Origin of the sequence: Curvibacter delicatus NBRC 14919 (assembly GCF_001592265.1) — a bacterium.
GTDB lineage: Bacteria > Pseudomonadota > Gammaproteobacteria > Burkholderiales > Burkholderiaceae_C > Hylemonella > Hylemonella delicata.
This window is the reverse complement of record NZ_BCWP01000019.1, coordinates 1-16,293: the sequence shown is the minus strand read 5'-3', so window position 1 is coordinate 16,293 and position 16,293 is coordinate 1. Positions and strand designations below refer to the sequence as shown.

17 protein-coding genes are annotated in these 16,293 nt (G+C 62.9%); 7 read left to right on the top strand and 10 right to left on the bottom strand.

The window, feature by feature from the left end:
• Nucleotides 1-14: 14 nt before the first annotated feature.
• On the bottom strand, nucleotides 15-1,694 hold the full coding sequence (fliF, locus tag CDE01S_RS10465) for a flagellar basal-body MS-ring/collar protein FliF (protein WP_066706930.1): 1,680 nt from the start codon (nucleotides 1,692-1,694) through the stop codon (nucleotides 15-17).
• A 175-nt stretch (nucleotides 1,695-1,869) separates the two neighbouring features.
• On the opposite strand from fliF, the gene fliE reads away from it, so the two are divergent.
• On the top strand, nucleotides 1,870-2,187 hold the full coding sequence (gene fliE / locus CDE01S_RS10460; RefSeq protein ID WP_066706792.1) for a flagellar hook-basal body complex protein FliE: 318 nt from the start codon (nucleotides 1,870-1,872) through the stop codon (nucleotides 2,185-2,187).
• 55 nt (nucleotides 2,188-2,242) lie between these two features.
• Here fliE and CDE01S_RS10455 read toward each other — a convergent pair whose 3' ends face one another.
• The 4 genes from CDE01S_RS10455 to CDE01S_RS10440 form a co-directional block, all read right to left on the bottom strand.
• The gene (locus CDE01S_RS10455; RefSeq protein WP_066706789.1) at nucleotides 2,243-2,539 is read right to left on the bottom strand and encodes a flagellar protein FliT; all 297 of its coding nucleotides are present in this window, start codon (nucleotides 2,537-2,539) and stop codon (nucleotides 2,243-2,245) included.
• Nucleotides 2,540-2,582: 43 nt separating this feature from the next.
• The gene (gene fliS, locus CDE01S_RS10450; protein ID WP_066706786.1) at nucleotides 2,583-2,972 is read right to left on the bottom strand and encodes a flagellar export chaperone FliS; all 390 of its coding nucleotides are present in this window, start codon (nucleotides 2,970-2,972) and stop codon (nucleotides 2,583-2,585) included.
• Nucleotides 2,973-3,075: 103 nt separating this feature from the next.
• A complete protein-coding gene (gene fliD / locus CDE01S_RS10445) occupies nucleotides 3,076-4,506 on the bottom strand; it encodes a flagellar filament capping protein FliD (RefSeq protein WP_066706783.1) in 1,431 nt (476 codons plus the stop codon).
• Nucleotides 4,507-4,668: 162 nt separating this feature from the next.
• Nucleotides 4,669-5,859, bottom strand: a complete 1,191-nt coding sequence (locus tag CDE01S_RS10440; protein ID WP_066706780.1) for a flagellin N-terminal helical domain-containing protein — start codon at nucleotides 5,857-5,859, stop codon at nucleotides 4,669-4,671.
• Between the two features lie 302 nt (nucleotides 5,860-6,161).
• On the opposite strand from CDE01S_RS10440, the gene CDE01S_RS10435 reads away from it, so the two are divergent.
• The 6 genes from CDE01S_RS10435 to CDE01S_RS10410 all read left to right on the top strand — a co-directional run bounded on the left by CDE01S_RS10435 (nucleotide 6,162) and on the right by CDE01S_RS10410 (nucleotide 11,500).
• Complete coding sequence (locus CDE01S_RS10435) at nucleotides 6,162-7,361, top strand: flagellin N-terminal helical domain-containing protein (protein WP_066706777.1); 1,200 nt, start codon at nucleotides 6,162-6,164, stop codon at nucleotides 7,359-7,361.
• A 155-nt stretch (nucleotides 7,362-7,516) separates the two neighbouring features.
• Nucleotides 7,517-8,365, top strand: a complete 849-nt coding sequence (locus CDE01S_RS10430) for a phytanoyl-CoA dioxygenase family protein (RefSeq protein WP_066706774.1) — start codon at nucleotides 7,517-7,519, stop codon at nucleotides 8,363-8,365.
• Nucleotides 8,366-8,377: 12 nt separating this feature from the next.
• Complete coding sequence (locus CDE01S_RS10425; protein WP_169802250.1) at nucleotides 8,378-9,532, top strand: class I SAM-dependent methyltransferase; 1,155 nt, start codon at nucleotides 8,378-8,380, stop codon at nucleotides 9,530-9,532.
• A 9-nt stretch (nucleotides 9,533-9,541) separates the two neighbouring features.
• Nucleotides 9,542-10,057 carry a GNAT family N-acetyltransferase gene (locus tag CDE01S_RS10420; protein WP_066706768.1) on the top strand — a complete coding sequence of 172 codons (516 nt, stop codon included), beginning with the start codon at nucleotides 9,542-9,544 and terminating at the stop codon, nucleotides 10,055-10,057.
• Nucleotides 10,054-10,773 (top strand): WbqC family protein, encoded by a 720-nt coding sequence (locus CDE01S_RS10415; protein WP_066706766.1) that lies wholly within the window; start codon nucleotides 10,054-10,056, stop codon nucleotides 10,771-10,773. The genes CDE01S_RS10420 and CDE01S_RS10415 overlap by 4 nt, the downstream gene beginning before the upstream one ends.
• Nucleotides 10,766-11,500, top strand: coding sequence for a cephalosporin hydroxylase family protein (locus CDE01S_RS10410; protein ID WP_066706763.1), 735 nt, complete (start codon nucleotides 10,766-10,768; stop codon nucleotides 11,498-11,500). The genes CDE01S_RS10415 and CDE01S_RS10410 overlap by 8 nt, the downstream gene beginning before the upstream one ends.
• Nucleotides 11,501-11,538: 38 nt before the next feature.
• Here CDE01S_RS10410 and CDE01S_RS10405 read toward each other — a convergent pair whose 3' ends face one another.
• The 5 genes from CDE01S_RS10405 to rfbF are packed head-to-tail and all read right to left on the bottom strand — an operon-like array spanning nucleotide 11,539 to nucleotide 16,280.
• A complete protein-coding gene (locus CDE01S_RS10405; RefSeq protein ID WP_066706760.1) occupies nucleotides 11,539-12,654 on the bottom strand; it encodes a DegT/DnrJ/EryC1/StrS family aminotransferase in 1,116 nt (371 codons plus the stop codon).
• Nucleotides 12,651-13,874 carry a class I SAM-dependent methyltransferase gene (locus CDE01S_RS10400; RefSeq protein WP_084382833.1) on the bottom strand — a complete coding sequence of 408 codons (1,224 nt, stop codon included), beginning with the start codon at nucleotides 13,872-13,874 and terminating at the stop codon, nucleotides 12,651-12,653. The genes CDE01S_RS10405 and CDE01S_RS10400 overlap by 4 nt, the downstream gene beginning before the upstream one ends.
• Nucleotides 13,871-14,431 (bottom strand): dTDP-4-dehydrorhamnose 3,5-epimerase family protein, encoded by a 561-nt coding sequence (locus CDE01S_RS10395; protein ID WP_066706756.1) that lies wholly within the window; start codon nucleotides 14,429-14,431, stop codon nucleotides 13,871-13,873. The genes CDE01S_RS10400 and CDE01S_RS10395 overlap by 4 nt, the downstream gene beginning before the upstream one ends.
• Complete coding sequence (gene rfbG, locus CDE01S_RS10390; protein WP_245636153.1) at nucleotides 14,428-15,504, bottom strand: CDP-glucose 4,6-dehydratase; 1,077 nt, start codon at nucleotides 15,502-15,504, stop codon at nucleotides 14,428-14,430. Before rfbG ends, CDE01S_RS10395 begins: the two co-directional genes overlap by 4 nt.
• A gap of 5 nt (nucleotides 15,505-15,509) precedes the next feature.
• The gene (rfbF, locus tag CDE01S_RS10385) at nucleotides 15,510-16,280 is read right to left on the bottom strand and encodes a glucose-1-phosphate cytidylyltransferase (RefSeq protein ID WP_066706748.1); all 771 of its coding nucleotides are present in this window, start codon (nucleotides 16,278-16,280) and stop codon (nucleotides 15,510-15,512) included.
• Between the last annotated feature and the right edge of the window lie 13 nt (nucleotides 16,281-16,293).

Sequence of the window (16,293 nt, the reverse complement as noted above, 5' to 3'; positions counted from 1 at the left end):
CGTGCGTTCAGCGGTTAGGCCGCAGCCTCGCCACTAATCCAGTTCTTGACAATACTGGCCACAGCCGCCGGGTTCTCCCGTGTCAGCTTGCGTGCATCTTCCAGGGCCATTTCGCCGGCCGTGGGGACGGGCGTCTCATCCCTCTTGGGCGCTGCCAACTGCGGCCGTTCGGGTTCTTCCGCCAGCACGGCATCAATCTGCTTGCGCGGCGCAGCGGGCCGGGTCGCCGACTTGAGCGCCGGCCGGATCAAGCCGAACAGCACCAAGGCCCCCAGCAACACGGTGCCCACCGGCCACGCGAGATTGCGTGCCAGCTCCTGTGTTTCAGGCTGCTTCCAGAAAGGCACCTCGGGCAAAGTGATCTTTTCCTTGGCAAACGGCGCATTCATGAGGTTCACGGAGTCACCTCGGTCCTGGTTGAAGCCGATTGTCTCACGGACCAATGCGGTCATCTTCTCCAGTTGCTGCTCCGTCAGCGGCTGGGTTGTGGTCTTGCCCTTGTCATCGGTCTGGGTCTGATGGTTGATCACCACCGCCGCACTCAGGCGTTTGACAACGCCGGAACCGGCCTTCACCACCTTGATGGTCTTGTCCACCTCGTAGTTGATGATCGACTCGCGCTTGCTGTTGCCGACGGCCGCGCTGCCGGTGGCGGCGCCTGCAGGCGACGGGGCAAGCGTCTGGGCCGGGCCGTTCACCGGGGCGGTTGAAGGCCCGGGCGGTTGATTGGTCGTGGCGCCCGGCACGCCGGAAGGCGCACCGCTGCCACCGGTGTTGGTGCTTTCCACCAGCTGCTGGCTGCGGATGGCGCCGGATTCGGCCGTCTGGTTGGGGCGGTGCGACTCCGAAGTCTGCTCGGTCTGGGAAAAGTCGACCTCGGCCGTGACCTGCGCCTTGACGTTCTGCCGGCCCACGACGGGTTCCAGAATATCCAGCACCCGCTGGCGGTACATCTGCTCAATCTGTTGCACATACTGCAGCTGTTGCGCGTCAGCGCCACCAGCCACGCCGTTGAGCCCATCGGCCGGCGTCGAAAGCAGTTTGCCGGTCTCATCCAGCACGCTGACCGCCTCCGGCTTCATCTCCGGCACACTGGAGGCCACCAGGTGGATGATGCCGGCCAGTTGATTGCGATCCAGCGAACGGCCGGCATTCAAGCTGACCAGCACCGAAGCCGATGGTTTCTGCTGCTCGCGGAAAAAGCCGTTCTGATTGGGCAGGGCCAGATGCACGCGGGCGCTCTGAACCGACGACAAGGCCTGGATCGAACGCGTCAACTCCCCTTCCAAACCACGCTGAAACGTCAGGCGCTCCTGGAACTGGGTCATGCCGAAACGGTTGGCCTCCATCAACTCGAAACCCGCCACCGACCCCTTGGGCAAGCCCTGGGAAGCCAGGCGCAAACGGGTGTCGTGCACCTTGTCGGCCGGCACCAGGATGGCGTTGCCGCCGTCGGCATGCTTGTAGGGAATGTTCAGTTGCGACAACTGGGCAATGATGGCGCCGCCGTCCTTGTCCGCCAGGTTGGCATACAACACCCGCCACTCAGCTTGACGGCCCATGAACAGCCCGGCGATCCCGATGGCGACGAACAAGGCAATGCCCAAGACCAGGCGCAGCTTCTGCCCCTGGTCCAAAGCCGCCAGTCGCTGGGTCAAGGTTGGGTTAACGGGAATTGCAGGAACGGTATCCATCATGTTTTCCGGTGCGGTGAGATGCAGCCTTGCATCGTCAATGGCACCGATTATTCGGGCTGGACCCGAAAACATTAGGACGATAAGCCCCGGATTTCCCTGCTATTTCAAAATAATGGCGCCTGCGACGGGGCGATAGGATCGCTGCAACCCTTTTTTCCTTCGGGACTGCATTATGGATCTTCGCCTTTCCCCCACCACCATGCCTGTGACGGTGCGGCCCGGCCTCGCCTCAAAAACCGCCTCCACGCAGGTGGCAGGCGCTGCGGACGGCGGCTTTTCCGGCGCGCTCAAGTCCGCACTGAACTCGGTCAGCCAGGCCCAGAACCAGGCATCCAGCCTGCAGCGCGAAGTGCAGATGGAGAACCCCAAGGTCAGCCTGGAGGAAACCATGGTGGCGATCCAGAAAGCCCAGATCGGCTTCCAGGCCACGCTGCATGTGCGCAACCGGATGGTGCAGGCCTACACCGACATCATGAACATGCAGGTCTAAATCGAATTCAAACCCTTGCCCACAAAGCGCCAGCAGCTATCAATTCAATAGCAAATCAGTGAAGGAAGCGGGAGCCGGCAAAACGCTCCTCGAAATGCGTCAGCCATGGCTCGGCCAGATAACGGATCTGGGCATCGTTGAGCAGGATGCGTTGCATGATGCGGGTCTTCTCGCGTCGTTGCTCGGGCTGCAACTCCTCGCTGCGCGCCTTGATTCGAAGCTGCTCGATCAGCACGGCGCAGGCACCCTCGAACCGGACCACCTGGTCCCAATCCTCAGCCTTGGCCGCGTCCAGCATCTTGCGACTGCTGTCCTCGATGGCGCGGTAATAGTCAATCAGCATTTGCGGCATGGCCTCGCCCCTTGCAGCAGTAGGTGCAGATGCGTGCATGGTCTTATTTTCCAATTTGTTTCCAAGCATCAGCAATCGGCTCAATCAACCCAATTACTTCCCCGATCTTGTCGACGTCATTCTTGAGGTTGGCCTCGGTCAGGCAGCGCACGGCATAGCTGTAGACCGTCCGCAGATTTCCCGCCACCTCGCCGCCAGCGTCGTCAAGCGCGGCCTTGAGGCCCTCCTCGATCAGGCGAACTGCCTTACTGAGCTGCGCGCCTTTCAACGCCAGATCACCACGCTCCAGCGCGGCACGCGCCAAGGACATGGACTGGAGCAAGGCATCAAACAGAAGGTTGACCAACTCATGCGGACTTGCACCGTCCACAGAGGTTTCAACGCTGACTCGTTTGTAGGCAGAGGCTGCCCGGGTGCTGACTGGTGTAAACATCGTGTCACTCATCAATCTTGTTGACTTATGTAAGATGTATCGGCACCCGGAGCGCGAAACTTAACCCGGAACTGAGCTTATGAACAGCATTTATTCAATGGAATCACTTGTTCCACTGAGCCACTTGCTGGCTGATATAGCTGTTCAACGCCGTCAAACCGGCCATCTTGGTGTCCAACGCACTGTACTGGGCCCGCAGCCGCTTCTCCAGCAAGGTCACCCGGTCGCCGACCTTGGCCTGGTCTTTTGAGTTGTTCTTGAGCTCGGTCTGCAAAGCATCGGATTTGGTCGTCACCGTCCCCCCCGTCGCGAGAAGGCCATCCGCAAAGGCCTTGATCTTCAGGCCGAATCCGTCGGTGGCAGTTCCCGTGTTGTCGGCCGTGAACAGCGCCGCGAGGTTGACCGGGTCCTTCATGGCCGCATCGAGCTTGCTGTTGGACAGCGTCATCAGGCCACCACGCTGGATATCCAGCCCGATGTCCGCCAGGCGTGAAAAACTCGACCCCGTGCTCGAGGTGCCCAGCAGCCTGCGCATGGCATTCTGCAAGCCGACGATCACGCTGTCGCCCTGCATCGTTCCGGCCGTCTTGCTGGCCTCATCGTATTTGGTCGCCTCGGTCAGGGTCTTGCTCAGGCTGTTGTAGGAGGCCACGAAATCCTGGATGTTTTTCTTGATCGTGGCCGTATCGTTGGCCAACGTCACGGTCACCGGCGAGGTCGTGACCGCCGCAAAATTCAGCGTCAGGCCGGGCACGGCATCAGCCAGCGTGTTATTGGCCGATTGCACGGCAATGCCGTTGATGGTGGCCTTGGTGTTCAGGCCTTTTTGATAGGCGTTCGCCGCCATGCCAAACGAACCGTTGGCCGGGTCAAAAGCCAGGCGGGACAAGCCGGAACTGTCTGTATTGTTGCCGTCGCTGTCCCCCGCCACCTGGATGCGGAAACCGGTGGCCTCACCCGTGCTGTTGGAGCGCATCAACAAACGCTCGCCCGAGGCGTCCCGCAGAACCGTGGCCGTGACACCTGCCGAAGCGGCATTGATTTTGGCTGCAATCTTTGTAAGTGTGTCCTCGCCTGCGCCAATCGTCACACTGATGGTAGAGGCCGAACCTGCCGTGAAAACCGGTGTCCCGGCATAGTTCCAGGTCCCGATGTCGATATTGAGGGTGCCGGTACCGATCGCCGAATCCACGGTCACCGCATTGGATGCGGTCGACTGCGCCGCCGCCATCTGCTGGACTTCAACGCTGAACGCCGTGGCTGACGCAGCACCCGTCACGCTGCCGGTGACTGCGCTCTCATTGGAGGACTTGACCGTGACGCCGGTCCAGGAACTCGCCTTGGCCAGGGTGCTCGCCGATGCGGACAAGGCGGCGACCTGCGACTTGATCTGGCCGACCACGGACACCTGCGTCTGGATCTGACTCGCCTTGCTGATCAGCTTGCTCAACGGCTGCTGCTCCAGCGCCGTCATCTTGCTGATGATGCTTTCAACATCAATGCCACTGCCGATACCGATCGATGAGATGGACATACTTTCCTCCTGGCTCCTGGCCCAGACGCGCTTGCCTATGCTGGCCGCTGGCTGAACCGGCTCAGCCCCTTAACGACCAAGGGCGGCGACAGTCAAAACCGTCGCCGCCTTGAAAACCATCCCAGTCTAGCCAGATCTGGGTGGTTTAATCGCCAGAAAAGCTTACCTCAACAGGGCCAATACACCTTGCGGCAGCTGGTTGGCCTGCGCCACCATCGCCGTACCTGCCTGCTGCAGGATCTGGGTACGCGACAGGTTGGAGGTTTCCGTGGCGAAGTCAGCGTCCATGATGCGGCCACGCGACGCATTGGTGTTTTCCACCATGATGCCGATGTTGCCGACAGCGCTCTCGAAACGACTCTGGACAGCGCCCAGCTTAGCGCGAGCGCTATTCACCTGGTCAATCGCCGAGTCAAGCTTCTTCAGCGACAGCCAGGCATTGCCCTGGGTGCTGACCGACAGCGTGTCGATGCCGGTGGCGGTCGTTGCAGCCAGCGTGCTGGCGGAAACGCCGGTGGTGGTGGCCGTGAAGCCCACCAGGCTCACCGAAGCGGCGGCACCCGAGGTATCCAGCGTGGACGAATAGAGTTCCACGTCGAAAGTGCCGCTGGAGTTCTTGGTCAGGTAAGCGGTCACGCCGGTATCAGCCGTCTTGGCGTTGATGGCTTCCACCACTTGGCCCAGACGCTCGTCGCCCGTGGTAGCGGCAGCGATAGCACCCAGCTGGTAGCTGGAACCACCCGACACGGAGATGCTCAGCGTACCGGTGGCAATGGCGGTCAGGGTCGTGATCGACGAAGCCGAGATACCAGCGTTGGCGGTGTTGGAAGCGTAGTCGATATCAGCCAGGCCGCTGGCCTTGGCGTTGGTCAGCGAACCGACGGTGATGTTGTCGCCGGAGTTGGCGCCCACCTGGAACACGGCACCAGCGAAGGAGCCGTCCAGGATCTTCTGGTTGTTGAAGGTGGTGGTCTTGCCGACGCGGTCGATTTCATCGGCCAGCTGCTTCACTTCAGCCTGCAGGGCGGTACGGTCAGCCGAGCTGTTGGTGCCGTTGGCGGACTGCACGGCCAGTTCACGCATACGCTGCAGCATGTCGCCGACCTTGCCCAGCGCGCCTTCAGCGGTCTGGGCCAGCGAGATACCGTCATTGGCGTTACGTGCGGCAACGTTCAGACCCTTGGACTGGACGCTCATACGTTCAGCAATGGCCAGACCGGCAGCGTCGTCTTTGGCGCTGTTGACGCGCATGCCGGAAGACAGGCGCTGCATGGAGGTGGCCAGCGAGCTGGCGGACGCCTGCAAATTGCGCTGGGCGTTCAACGAAGGAATGTTCGTGTTGATACTAGGCATTTCAATACTCCTGAAAGGAAGGTGTCAATTGACGAACCTTTTTGAAGGCCCGTTGCAAGTGTTTTCGGGCGGTTTTCAGGAAACTTTAGGACTGAATCGTCTGGCTTGACCCATATAGGCTGGCCACCCCTACCGCCTTGAAGCCAGTCATATCGGCAGATATGCCGGGTTTTTTACCCTTTTATTCCGGCAACGCCCCATGGCGTCCGTCCGCACAATTCCCAAACCGCCAAAACCGTCAGCGCGTCGTGCTGACTTCAAAAACCGGCACTGGCCACTTTCTTACGTAAAGGAGCTCCGAAATGGCTGCTACGATTAATACGAATATTGCGTCGCTCAACGCCCAGCGCAATCTGTCCTCGTCGGCCAGTTCGCTGGCCATCTCCATGCAGCGCCTGTCTTCCGGCATGCGCGTCAACAGCGCCAAAGACGACGCTGCCGGCTTGGCCATCGCCGAGCGCATGAACACCCAGGTTAAAGGCCTGACGGTGGCGGCGCGCAATGCCAACGACGGCATCTCGCTGGCCCAGACCGCTGAAGGCGCCTTGGGCAAGCTCGGCGACATGCTGCAGCGTATGCGCGAACTGGCCGTGCAGGCCGGCAACTCGACCAACAGTGCGGCCGACCGTACCGCCCTGCAGGCTGAAGTCTCCCAGTTGCGTGACGAAATCGACCGCGTCTCCAAACAGACCACCTTCAACAACCAGAAGATCCTGGACGGCTCCTTCGCTGGCGCTGTGTTCCAGATCGGCGCCAATTCCGGCGACACGGTGTCCGTCGGTGCCCTGACCAATGCCACCGCACAAGGCCTGTCCAAGATCGACTACGCCTCCAATGCCAGCACCAACACCGGTATTGCCGCCTCGGCCATCACCACCCTGACCGCCATTGCGACCGGCACCCTGAGCATCTCGATCACCGGTGGCATCTCGTACGACCTGGGCGCCATCAATGCCGCCACCACCGGCGACGAACGCATGGGTCAGGTGGTCGAAGCGATCAACCGCAAGACACCGGACACCGGCGTGACCGCTTATCTGACCAAGGCCAGCGACGGCAGCTATTCCGTTGAACTCTATTCTTCGGCCATGAACACCTCGGGAACGGCCGCCGTGGCCAGCCTGGCTGGTTTCACCACCGCCACCACGGGTGTGGCCGCCACGACGCTGGCCGCAACCAGCGCCACCGGCGTTGACACCCTGTCGGTCAGCACCCAGGGCAATGCCTGGCTGGCATTGAAGAAAGTCGACTCGGCGATTGACCAGATCAACACCTCGCGTGCCATGCTGGGCGCGATGCAGAGCCGCTTCGAAAGCGCCATCTCCAACATCGACATCCAGGTCGAGAACCTGTCCGCTTCGCGTGGTCGTATCGTTGATGCCGACTTTGCCAAGGAAACCGCCAACCTGTCGCGCACCCAGATCCTGCAGCAGGCTGGCATGGCCATGGTGGCGCAGGCCAACCAACTGCCGCAAGGCGTGCTGGCCCTGCTGAAGGGCTAAAGCGCCCCGCCCCCGTCCGGAGGACGCATTGGTGAGGGATCATCAATGCGTCCTTTTTACATTCAGCCCCCGATGGTGTTTGGCCGCGGCACGCCTGCGTCGCCGCGCATCACCGCCGTCAACTATCATCCCAGCTCAACCTGACCGGAGTGATCATGCGTCAAGGCCCCTTGCTCAGCGAACCCCAGGTCGCGGAATTCAAACGCAATGGCGTTCTGATCCTGCGCGATTTCTACGATCTGGAGCGCGATATTGCCCCGATCCAGCAGGCCATCTATGACCTGATCGGGCTGTTGATCGCCAAATACCGCCTGCCCATCAGCCGTCCGGCCTTCTCCCCGGCCACGTTTGATGCCGGTTACCAGCAGCTGATCGCCCTGAACCGCGCCTATGGCGCTGAGATCTACGATGCCGTCAAGCAGATTCCGGCCTTTGTGCGGCTGGTAGCGCACCCGCAGCACGACCAGTTGTTTGCTGAGCTGCGGCCCGGCTCGTTCCCGGCCGTTGCGGCCGGCGGTTATGGCATTCGCATCGACAACCCGAACGAAGACCGTTTCCGGGCCAACTGGCACCAGGAATACCCGGCGCAGCTGCGCAGCCTCGATGGTCTGGTCTACTGGAGTCCGCTGGTGCCGGTGACCGAGGACATGGGCCCCGTGGAGTTCTGCCCCGGCTCGCAGGCCGAAGGGGCGATGCCGGTCCATACCCGCGACCCGAACAACCCGCAAAAAACCGGCGCCTACTCCCTGACACTCAAGGGTGAAGATGAGCTGTTGCGCAAATATCCCCATGTCAGCCCCCTGACATCGCCCGGCGACCTGGTGGTCATCGATTTTCTCGTGCTGCATGCATCCGGCCACAACCGCAGCCAGCGCTCGCGCTGGACCATGCAGCTGCGCTACTTCAACTTCCTTGAACCCACCGGCCAATCCCACGGCTGGCGCGGCTCGTATGCCGCCGGGGTCGATTTCCGCACCATCCATCCGGAACTCTGTGCCGACTAGGAGACGATGATCTTGAATTGCAATCTGTGCGGCACCCCGCTCGCCGACAAGCTTTACGACTCGGGCAGTGCCAAATCCCTGACCTCGCTGTGCACGGCACATGAAGGGCGGACGCAGGTCTATGTCTGCCAGAGCTGCGCCCATGTGCAGAGCATCGCCATGGACAACATCGACGCCTACTACGACGACAGCTACGACATCCTGGTCGACAGCGAGGAAGAAGACCAGATCTACGAAGTCGTGGCTGGCCAGATGGTTTACCGCACGGAACACCAGGTGCGGGTCCTGCGCGACAAGGTCACGCTGGCATCGGGCATGAAAATCCTCGACTATGGCTGCGCCAAGAGTGCCACGATGCGCACGCTCAGCCGGCAGATTCCGGGGCTGGAAGTGCACCTGTTCGATGTCAGCGACCGCTATCGCCCCTTCTGGGACAAGTTCATTCCCGCTGAGCGGGGGGCGACCTTCGAACTGCCCGCCGACTGGCAGGGCCGCTTCGACGTCGTGACCTCGTTCTTCTCACTGGAACATATGGCCCAGCCGCAGGACGCACTGGGCAAGATTGCCGCCCTGCTCAAGACCGGTGGCACCTTCTACGGCATCGTTCCCAATGTGCTGTCCAACACGGCGGACCTGATCGTGGTCGACCATGTAAACCACTTCACGCCGCCTTCACTCGCCTACCTGCTGCGTGCCAATGGCTTTGAGGTGCAGGAGATCAGCGACAGCGCACACCGCGGCGCGCTGGTCTTCATCGCCCGCAAGCTGGCCCAGCCGGCCGCCGCCCAGCCCCCGGCACAAACCGAGGTGCATGCCATCGCGCAGACAGCGCGCCAGATCGCCGATTTCTGGCAGCAGGCCGGCGCACGCGTGCAGGCCTTCGAGCAGACCCTGGCCGCCGATGTGCCCGTGGCCCTCTATGGCGCCGGCTTCTATGGGGCCTTCATCGTCTCCTGGCTGCGCCAGCCGCAGCGGATCCGCTGCATCATCGACCAGAACGCCTTCCTGCAAGGGCGCCAGTTGCATGGCGTACCGGTGATCGCGCCGGCCGACCTGCCGACGGACATCACCACACTGCTGGTCGGTCTGAACCCGGCCCACGCGCACCAGATCGTCGGCGATATTCCCGCCTTCGCCGGCCGTTCCCTGAACTGCTTCTATCTGTAAGGCCTTGAGATGTTGACTGGCAAACACGTGGTTCTACGGGCCTGGGCAAGCGAGGATCTGCCGGCCCTGCAGGCGCTGCGCAACGACGTGCCGCTACAGCGTCAGCTGATGGCCCAGCCCAAGGGCAGCTCACTGGAGCAGGTGCGAACCTGGCTCACCACCCGCAGTCAGACGGCCGACGCGGTGTTCTTCGTCATCGCCGACCGGGCCAGCAACCAGGCACTGGGCTATGTGCAATTGCTCGACATGGACCTGTTCCACGGCACCGGCCGACTCGGCATCTGCGTCGGCCCGCAGGCCCAGGGCCGCGGCTGCGGTGGTGAGACGCTGAACCTGCTGGCCGACTATGTGCACGAGACGTTCGGTCTGCGCAAGATCCTGCTGGAAGTGCTGGCCAGCAACGAAGGCGCCATCCGCCTCTACCTGCGCCACGGCTACCGCGAAGTGGGGCGCTGGTTGCAGCACTTCCGCACTGCCAGCGGCTACGCCGACGTCGTCATCATGGAAAAACTGCTGACAGCATGAAAGTCGTCATCTCCCAGCCGATGTTCTTCCCCTGGGTGGGGATGTTCGAGCAGATCCGGCTGGCGGATGTCTACGTCCACTACGGCGACGTGCAGTTTTCCAAGGGCAGCTTCACCAACCGGGTGCAGATCAAGACGGCACAAGGCATCAAGTGGCTCACCGTGCCGCTGCAGCAGGTTTCGCTCGGGCAGTCGATTGACGAGGTCCGCCTCGACACCCGGACCGACTGGCGGCGTCAGCACATGGACCAGCTCAAGCAGGCGTATGCAGCCGCCCCCTACCGCAAGGACATGCTGGCGCTGGTGGATTCGGTCTATGCACAGTCGCAGGCCTCCATCGGCCACTTGAGCCGGCATTCCATGGAAGCATGCTGCCGCTATTACGGGCTCGATGCAGGCCGCCGCTTCGTCGAAGTGGAACAATTGGGCATCGCCGGCGCCAGCAGCCAGCGGGTGCGGGACATCGTTCTGGCGGTGGGCGGCACCCGCTACATCACCGGTCACGGCGCGCGCAACTACCTGGACCACCAGCTGTTCGAAGATGCCGGCATCCGGGTCGAGTACATGGACTACGAGAAACGGCCCTACCCGCAACTGCATGGCGAATTCACCCCCTATGTGTCGTTGCTGGACTTGATTGCCAACACAGGCCCGGCAGGAATTGAGTGCATCTGTTCAGGAACCAGTTACTGGAAGGACTTTTTGAAAAATGAATGAAATCGACAAATTCAAGGAAGAGGTTCGCGCCAACATCCGCGGCCTGATGGACGACCATGACGTACAGGCGCTGTCGCGCATCTGGGTGCGCGAGATCGCGCGCCACAAATACGCCTACAACTTCTCCTGGATGGGGCGCCCCATCATCCAGTTCCCGCAGGACATGCTGGCCATGCAGGAGATCATCTGGGCCACCAAGCCGGACCTGATCATCGAAACCGGCATTGCCCATGGCGGCTCGCTGATCTACTACGCCTCGCTGATGGAAATGATGCAGCTCGACGGCTATGTACTGGGTATCGACATCGACATCCGCGCGCACAACCGGGCCGAGATCGAAGCCCACCCGATGCACAAGCGCATCCAGATGATCCAGGGCTCCTCGATTGCCGCGGAGACCGTGGCCCAGGTGGCCCAACACGCCAAGGGCAAGAAGAGTGTGCTGGTCATCCTCGACTCCAACCACACGCACGAGCATGTGCAGCAGGAGCTCAAGCACTACGCACCCTTTGTGACGAAGGACAACTACCTGGTGGTGTTTGACACCCTGGTGGAAGACATGCCAGACGACCTGATTCAGGACCGGCCCTGGGGCAAGGGCAACAACCCGAAAACCGCAGTACGTGAGTTCCTGAAGTCGAACGATCAGTTCGAGATCGACAAGGCGATCGAGGCCAAGATCCTGATCACTGTCGCACCCGACGGTTATCTGAAGCGCGTGCGCTGAGCGTCGGCCAGCCCGCCTGCGGGCTGGCACCACGCCTCTTAACTGGCGCGGGTCGCGAGTTGCCGCACGACGGCTGCCACGCGCTCGATCTCCGGCGCCGTCATGTCGTGGTAACTCGGCAGGTTGATGGCGCGCCCGGGAATGGACCAGGCCAGCCTGTTCTGCGGGCAGTCGTCGAACATCGGCAGGCTCGACAGGGGGTGGAAAAACACCCGCGCATCGACGTTCTCCGCCGCGAACGCCTGCTGCAAGGCCTCGCGCGTCACGCCGGTTTCGGCATCGAACACCACCGTCGGCATCCAGGCGCCATTGACCGTGCCGGGCGGTTCCGGATTGAGGTGCACGCCGGGCAGCCCCCGCAGCTCTTGCCGATAGGCCTGGAAAATCTCGCGCTTGCGCGCAATCAGCGCATCGATGCGCTCGACCTGTGCGCAGCCGATCGCGGCCTGCAGATTCGACATCTTGTATTTGTAGCCGACCACGTCAGGCCAGAACTGCTTGGTCTGGCCGCGGGCCCGCCCGTGGTTGGACAGCGTCAGCACACGCTCGTACAACGCCGGGTCCTGCGTCACGAACATGCCACCCTCGCCGGTGGTCAGCGTCTTGGTGCCGTGGAAGGAGAAACTGCCGAACACACCCATGCTGCCGGCACGCCGCCCCCGGTGCTGTGAACCGATGGCCTCGGCCGCGTCCTCGATCACGGGGATGCCATGGCGCCGGCCCAGATCCAGCAAGGCATCCATGTCGCACAGATTGCCGTAGATGTGAACCGCCAGGATGGCCTTGGTGCGCGGCGTGATGGCGGCTTCGGCAGCGGCAGGATCGATGCACCAGCTGTCGGGGCGGATGTCGACAAAAACCGGTTTTGCACCCAGGTGCACGATGGGGGCAGCCGAGGCGATCCAGTTGGTGTCGGCCATGATGACCTCGTCACCGGGGCCGATGCCCAGCGCGGCCATGCCCATGTGCAGCGCCCCGGTGCAGCTGGAGGTGGCAATCGCATGCGCCACGCCCAAATGGGTGGCGAACTGCTGCTCGAAGCGGTTGATGTACTCGTAGCAGCGCTCGCCCCAGCCGTTTTGCGCCGCGTCGGTGGCGTAGACCACCTCGCGTTCGGTGATGGAGGGCTTGGTGTAGAGGATGCGCGGTTTCATGACACTTGCAGCCGGGGCACGGCGGTGACGAACTGGCCGCCCCACTCGCGGATGTAGGCCAGCTGGGTGGTGATCTCTTCGCGCAGGTTCCACGGCAGGATCAGCACGCGATCAGGCCGGTCGGCCTTCAGATGCGCTTCGTTGACGATCGGGATGCGGCTGCCCGGCATGCAGTGCGACTGCTTGGCCGGGTTCAGGTCCACCACATAGGGCAGAAGATCGGGGCGCACCCCGGCGAAATTCAGCAGCGTGTTGCCTTTGGCGGCTGCGCCATAGGCAGCCACCTTGAGGCCGTCACGCTGCGCTTGCAATAAAAATGATAGCAGCTCGCGCTTGATTCGCAAGGCTTCCGACTGGAAATTGGCATAAAACGCCGGCGCATTCATGCCCGCCGCCTGCTCGGTGGCCAGCAGCTCGGCGACGGCCGGCGACGGCGCATGCGGGCCACCCTGGCGCTGGGCGTAGACGCGCAGGCTGCCGCCGTGGGTCGGCAGCTGCTCCACATCGATCACCTGCAGCCCGTTGGCGGCAAAGATGCGCTGCACGCTGCCGAGCGACAGGTAGGAGTAGTGCTCGTGGTAGGCGGTGTCGAACTGGCACTCGCGCACCATGCGCAGCAGGTGTGGGAACTCGAACGTGGCCACGCCGGCCGGCTTGAGCAGGACGGCAAAACCGGCCACGAAGTCGTTGATGTCCGGCACGTGGGCCAGCACGTTGTTGGCCGCCATCAGGTCGGCCTGCCGGCCCTGCGCCGCCAGCTCGCGCGCCAGCTCGACGCCAAAAAAGCGCTCAACGATCTCGATACCCTTGGCACGCGCCGCCTGCGCCGTGCTGGTGGTGGGCTCGATGCCATAACAAGGAACGCCCGCTTGTTGCACATACTGCAGGAGGTAGCCATCGTTGGCGGCCACCTCGACCACGCAACTTTGCGGCCCCAGGCCGAAGCGCTGCTGCATGGCCTGCACATAGGCCTGCGCATGACGCAGCCAGGAGCTGGAGAAGGAGCTGAAATAGGCGTAGTCGGCGCTGAACAGCGCTTCCCGGCCGGCATGGTCTTCCGTCTGCACCAGCCAGCACTTGTCGCACACCAGCAGACGCAACGGGTACCAGACTTCGGGCGCGTTCAGTGCCGCCGGCGTCAGGTAGGCGTTGGATGGCGGCGCACTGCCCAGGTCGAGGAATGGTCGGTGCAATTCCGACCCGCAATGGCGGCACTTCACAGTCGGACTCCTTCAAAGTCTGCGGCAATCATGGGGTGATCGGCATCGCGTGGCGACAACCCCTGCACCGGCTGCGGCCAGGCAATGCCCAGTCGCGCATCCTGCGGGTTCAGTCCCGCCTCGGCCTGCGGCACGTAGGCGCTGGAATGGCAATACAGCAGCTCGGCATCATCGCTCATCGCTTGGAAGCCGTGGGCGAACCCCTGCGGAATCAGCAGGGCACGGCCATTGTCAGCCGACAACAGCTCGGCGTGCCAACGCAAAAAGGTCGGTGAACCCAGGCGCAGGTCGACCGCCACATCCCACACGGCACCACGCACACAGCTGACCAGTTTGATCTCGGCATGCGGCGGCTTCTGGTAATGCAGGCCGCGCACCGTGCCGGCCTGCCGTGTACAGGTGTGGTTGATCTGGGCCACCGGGCCGTACCAGCCGGCGGCGTGCAGCTCATCGGCACAGAACAGGCGGCTCAGGAAACCCCGCTCGTCCCGCAGCATTTGCCGCTGCACCCGCTTGAGACCGACCAGCGGCGTGTCGGTGATGAGAAAACGGCTCATGTGCTGGCCGCCTCGTAGTCGGCCAACTCGGCCAGGCACAGGGTGCGCGCATCGCCTCCCGCCTGGTACTGGCGGTACCAAGCCATGGTGCGGGCAACGGACGTGGACAAACCCCAGCGTGACTGCACGCCCAGGACCTGACGCGCCTTGGCGACTTCCAGCGCCAGCCAGCCCGCTTCGTGCGGCCCCTCGCTGCCATCGCCCCAGATCACCTCGCCACTGCCCCAGGTCTGGCGCGCCTGCTCCACCACGGCACGTACCGTGGCAGCCTCGGCAGTCGCGGGGCCGAAGTTGTAGGCACCGGCATCCTGCGGTTTGTGCCAGAGGTGCTCGGCCAGGCGCAGGTAAGCGGCCAACGGCTCCAACACATGCTGCCAGGGGCGAATGGCATCGGGGCGGCGGATCTCCAAGGGCTGGCCGGCCTGCCAGGCGCGCACCGCATCGGGCAACAAGCGGTCGGCCGACCAGTCGCCACCGCCGATGACATTACCGGCCCGGGCCGTGGCCACGGCCACCTGCCGCTCTGTCAGAAAGGAGGCGGCATAACTGGCCGTCACCAGCTCGGCCGCAGCCTTGCTCGCGCTGTAAGGGTCGTGGCCACCCAGTGCATCACCCTCGCGGTAGGGATAGACCCATTCGCGGTTCTGGTACACCTTGTCGGTGGTCACCACCACCACCGAGCGCACGCCATCCACCTGGCGCAATGCCTCAAGCAGATGCACCGTGCCCATGATGTTGGTGGCAAAGGTCTCGACCGGCGCGCGATAGCCCTGACGCACCAGGGCCTGGGCGGCCAGATGCAGCACGACCTCGGGTCTTGCCTGTCGCACGCGCTCCGCCAGCAAGGCGGCATCGCGCAGATCTACCGTCTGGCTGTCCACCAGCTCCCCGATGCCGGCCGCCTGGAACAGGCTGGGCTCGGTGGCGGGCGGCAAGGCCAGTCCGGTCACCTGCGCGCCCAGCCGTTGCAACCACAGGGCCAGCCAGGCACCCTTGAAGCCGGTATGACCGGTCAGCAGCACCCGCTTGCCGCGCCAGAAGGACAGATCCGGCAGGAAAGACGTGGAGGCCACCGGCATCACCACATCTTCCAGGGCGCACGGCCCGATTGCCAGAGGTCTTCCAGCATGTTCTTTTCCCGCAGCGTGTCCATCGGCTGCCAGAAACCCTGGTGTTCATAGGCCATCAGCTGCCCGTCCGCGGCCAGACTGGTCAAGGGCTCGCCCTCCCAGCTGGTGGGGTCGCCGCTGATGCGTTCGATGCAACGCGGCGACAGCACGAAGAAGCCGCCATTGATCAGCCCGCCGTCGCCGCGCGGTTTCTCGGTGAAGCCGTTCACCTGGGTGCCCGCAATCTGCAGAGCACCATAACGGCCCGGCGGCTGCACGGCCGTGACCGTTGCCAGCTTGCCGTGCGCCTTGTGAAAACGAATGGCCTCCGCGATGTTCACGTCGGCCACACCGTCGCCATAGGTGAAGCAGAAAGCCTCCTCCTGGGCGACGTATTCGGCCACGCGCCGCAGACGGCCGCCGGTCATGGTGTTCTCGCCGGTGTCCACCACCGTCACACGCCAGGGCTCGGCATGCTTGCGGTGCACTTCCATCAGGTTGTTGCCCATGTCGAAAGTGATGTCCGACATGTGCAGGAAGTAGTTGGCGAAGTATTCCTTGATCACGTAGCCGCGGTAGCCGCAGCAGATCACGAAGTCGTTCACGCCGTGCGCGCTGTACATCTTCATGATGTGCCACAGGATCGGCTTGCCGCCGATCTCGACCATCGGTTTGGGTTTCAGATGGGTCTCTTCGGAAATCCGGGTGCCCAAACCACCCGCCAGAATCACGGCTTTCATTGCTTCTGCGCCT

Bases quoted from the DNA above. Each gene is read 5' to 3' on its own strand.
- fliF (WP_066706930.1), bottom strand. From the start codon at position 1,694: ATGGATACCGTTCCTGCAATTCCCGTTAACCCAACCTTGACCCAGCGA.
- fliE (WP_066706792.1), top strand. From the start codon at position 1,870: ATGGATCTTCGCCTTTCCCCCACCACCATGCCTGTGACGGTGCGGCCC.
- CDE01S_RS10455 (WP_066706789.1), bottom strand. From the start codon at position 2,539: ATGCCGCAAATGCTGATTGACTATTACCGCGCCATCGAGGACAGCAGT.
- fliS (WP_066706786.1), bottom strand. From the start codon at position 2,972: ATGTTTACACCAGTCAGCACCCGGGCAGCCTCTGCCTACAAACGAGTC.
- fliD (WP_066706783.1), bottom strand. From the start codon at position 4,506: ATGTCCATCTCATCGATCGGTATCGGCAGTGGCATTGATGTTGAAAGC.
- CDE01S_RS10440 (WP_066706780.1), bottom strand. From the start codon at position 5,859: ATGCCTAGTATCAACACGAACATTCCTTCGTTGAACGCCCAGCGCAAT.
- CDE01S_RS10435 (WP_066706777.1), top strand. From the start codon at position 6,162: ATGGCTGCTACGATTAATACGAATATTGCGTCGCTCAACGCCCAGCGC.
- CDE01S_RS10430 (WP_066706774.1), top strand. From the start codon at position 7,517: ATGCGTCAAGGCCCCTTGCTCAGCGAACCCCAGGTCGCGGAATTCAAA.
- CDE01S_RS10420 (WP_066706768.1), top strand. From the start codon at position 9,542: ATGTTGACTGGCAAACACGTGGTTCTACGGGCCTGGGCAAGCGAGGAT.
- CDE01S_RS10415 (WP_066706766.1), top strand. From the start codon at position 10,054: ATGAAAGTCGTCATCTCCCAGCCGATGTTCTTCCCCTGGGTGGGGATG.
- CDE01S_RS10410 (WP_066706763.1), top strand. From the start codon at position 10,766: ATGAATGAAATCGACAAATTCAAGGAAGAGGTTCGCGCCAACATCCGC.
- CDE01S_RS10405 (WP_066706760.1), bottom strand. From the start codon at position 12,654: ATGAAACCGCGCATCCTCTACACCAAGCCCTCCATCACCGAACGCGAG.
- CDE01S_RS10395 (WP_066706756.1), bottom strand. From the start codon at position 14,431: ATGAGCCGTTTTCTCATCACCGACACGCCGCTGGTCGGTCTCAAGCGG.
- rfbF (WP_066706748.1), bottom strand. From the start codon at position 16,280: ATGAAAGCCGTGATTCTGGCGGGTGGTTTGGGCACCCGGATTTCCGAA.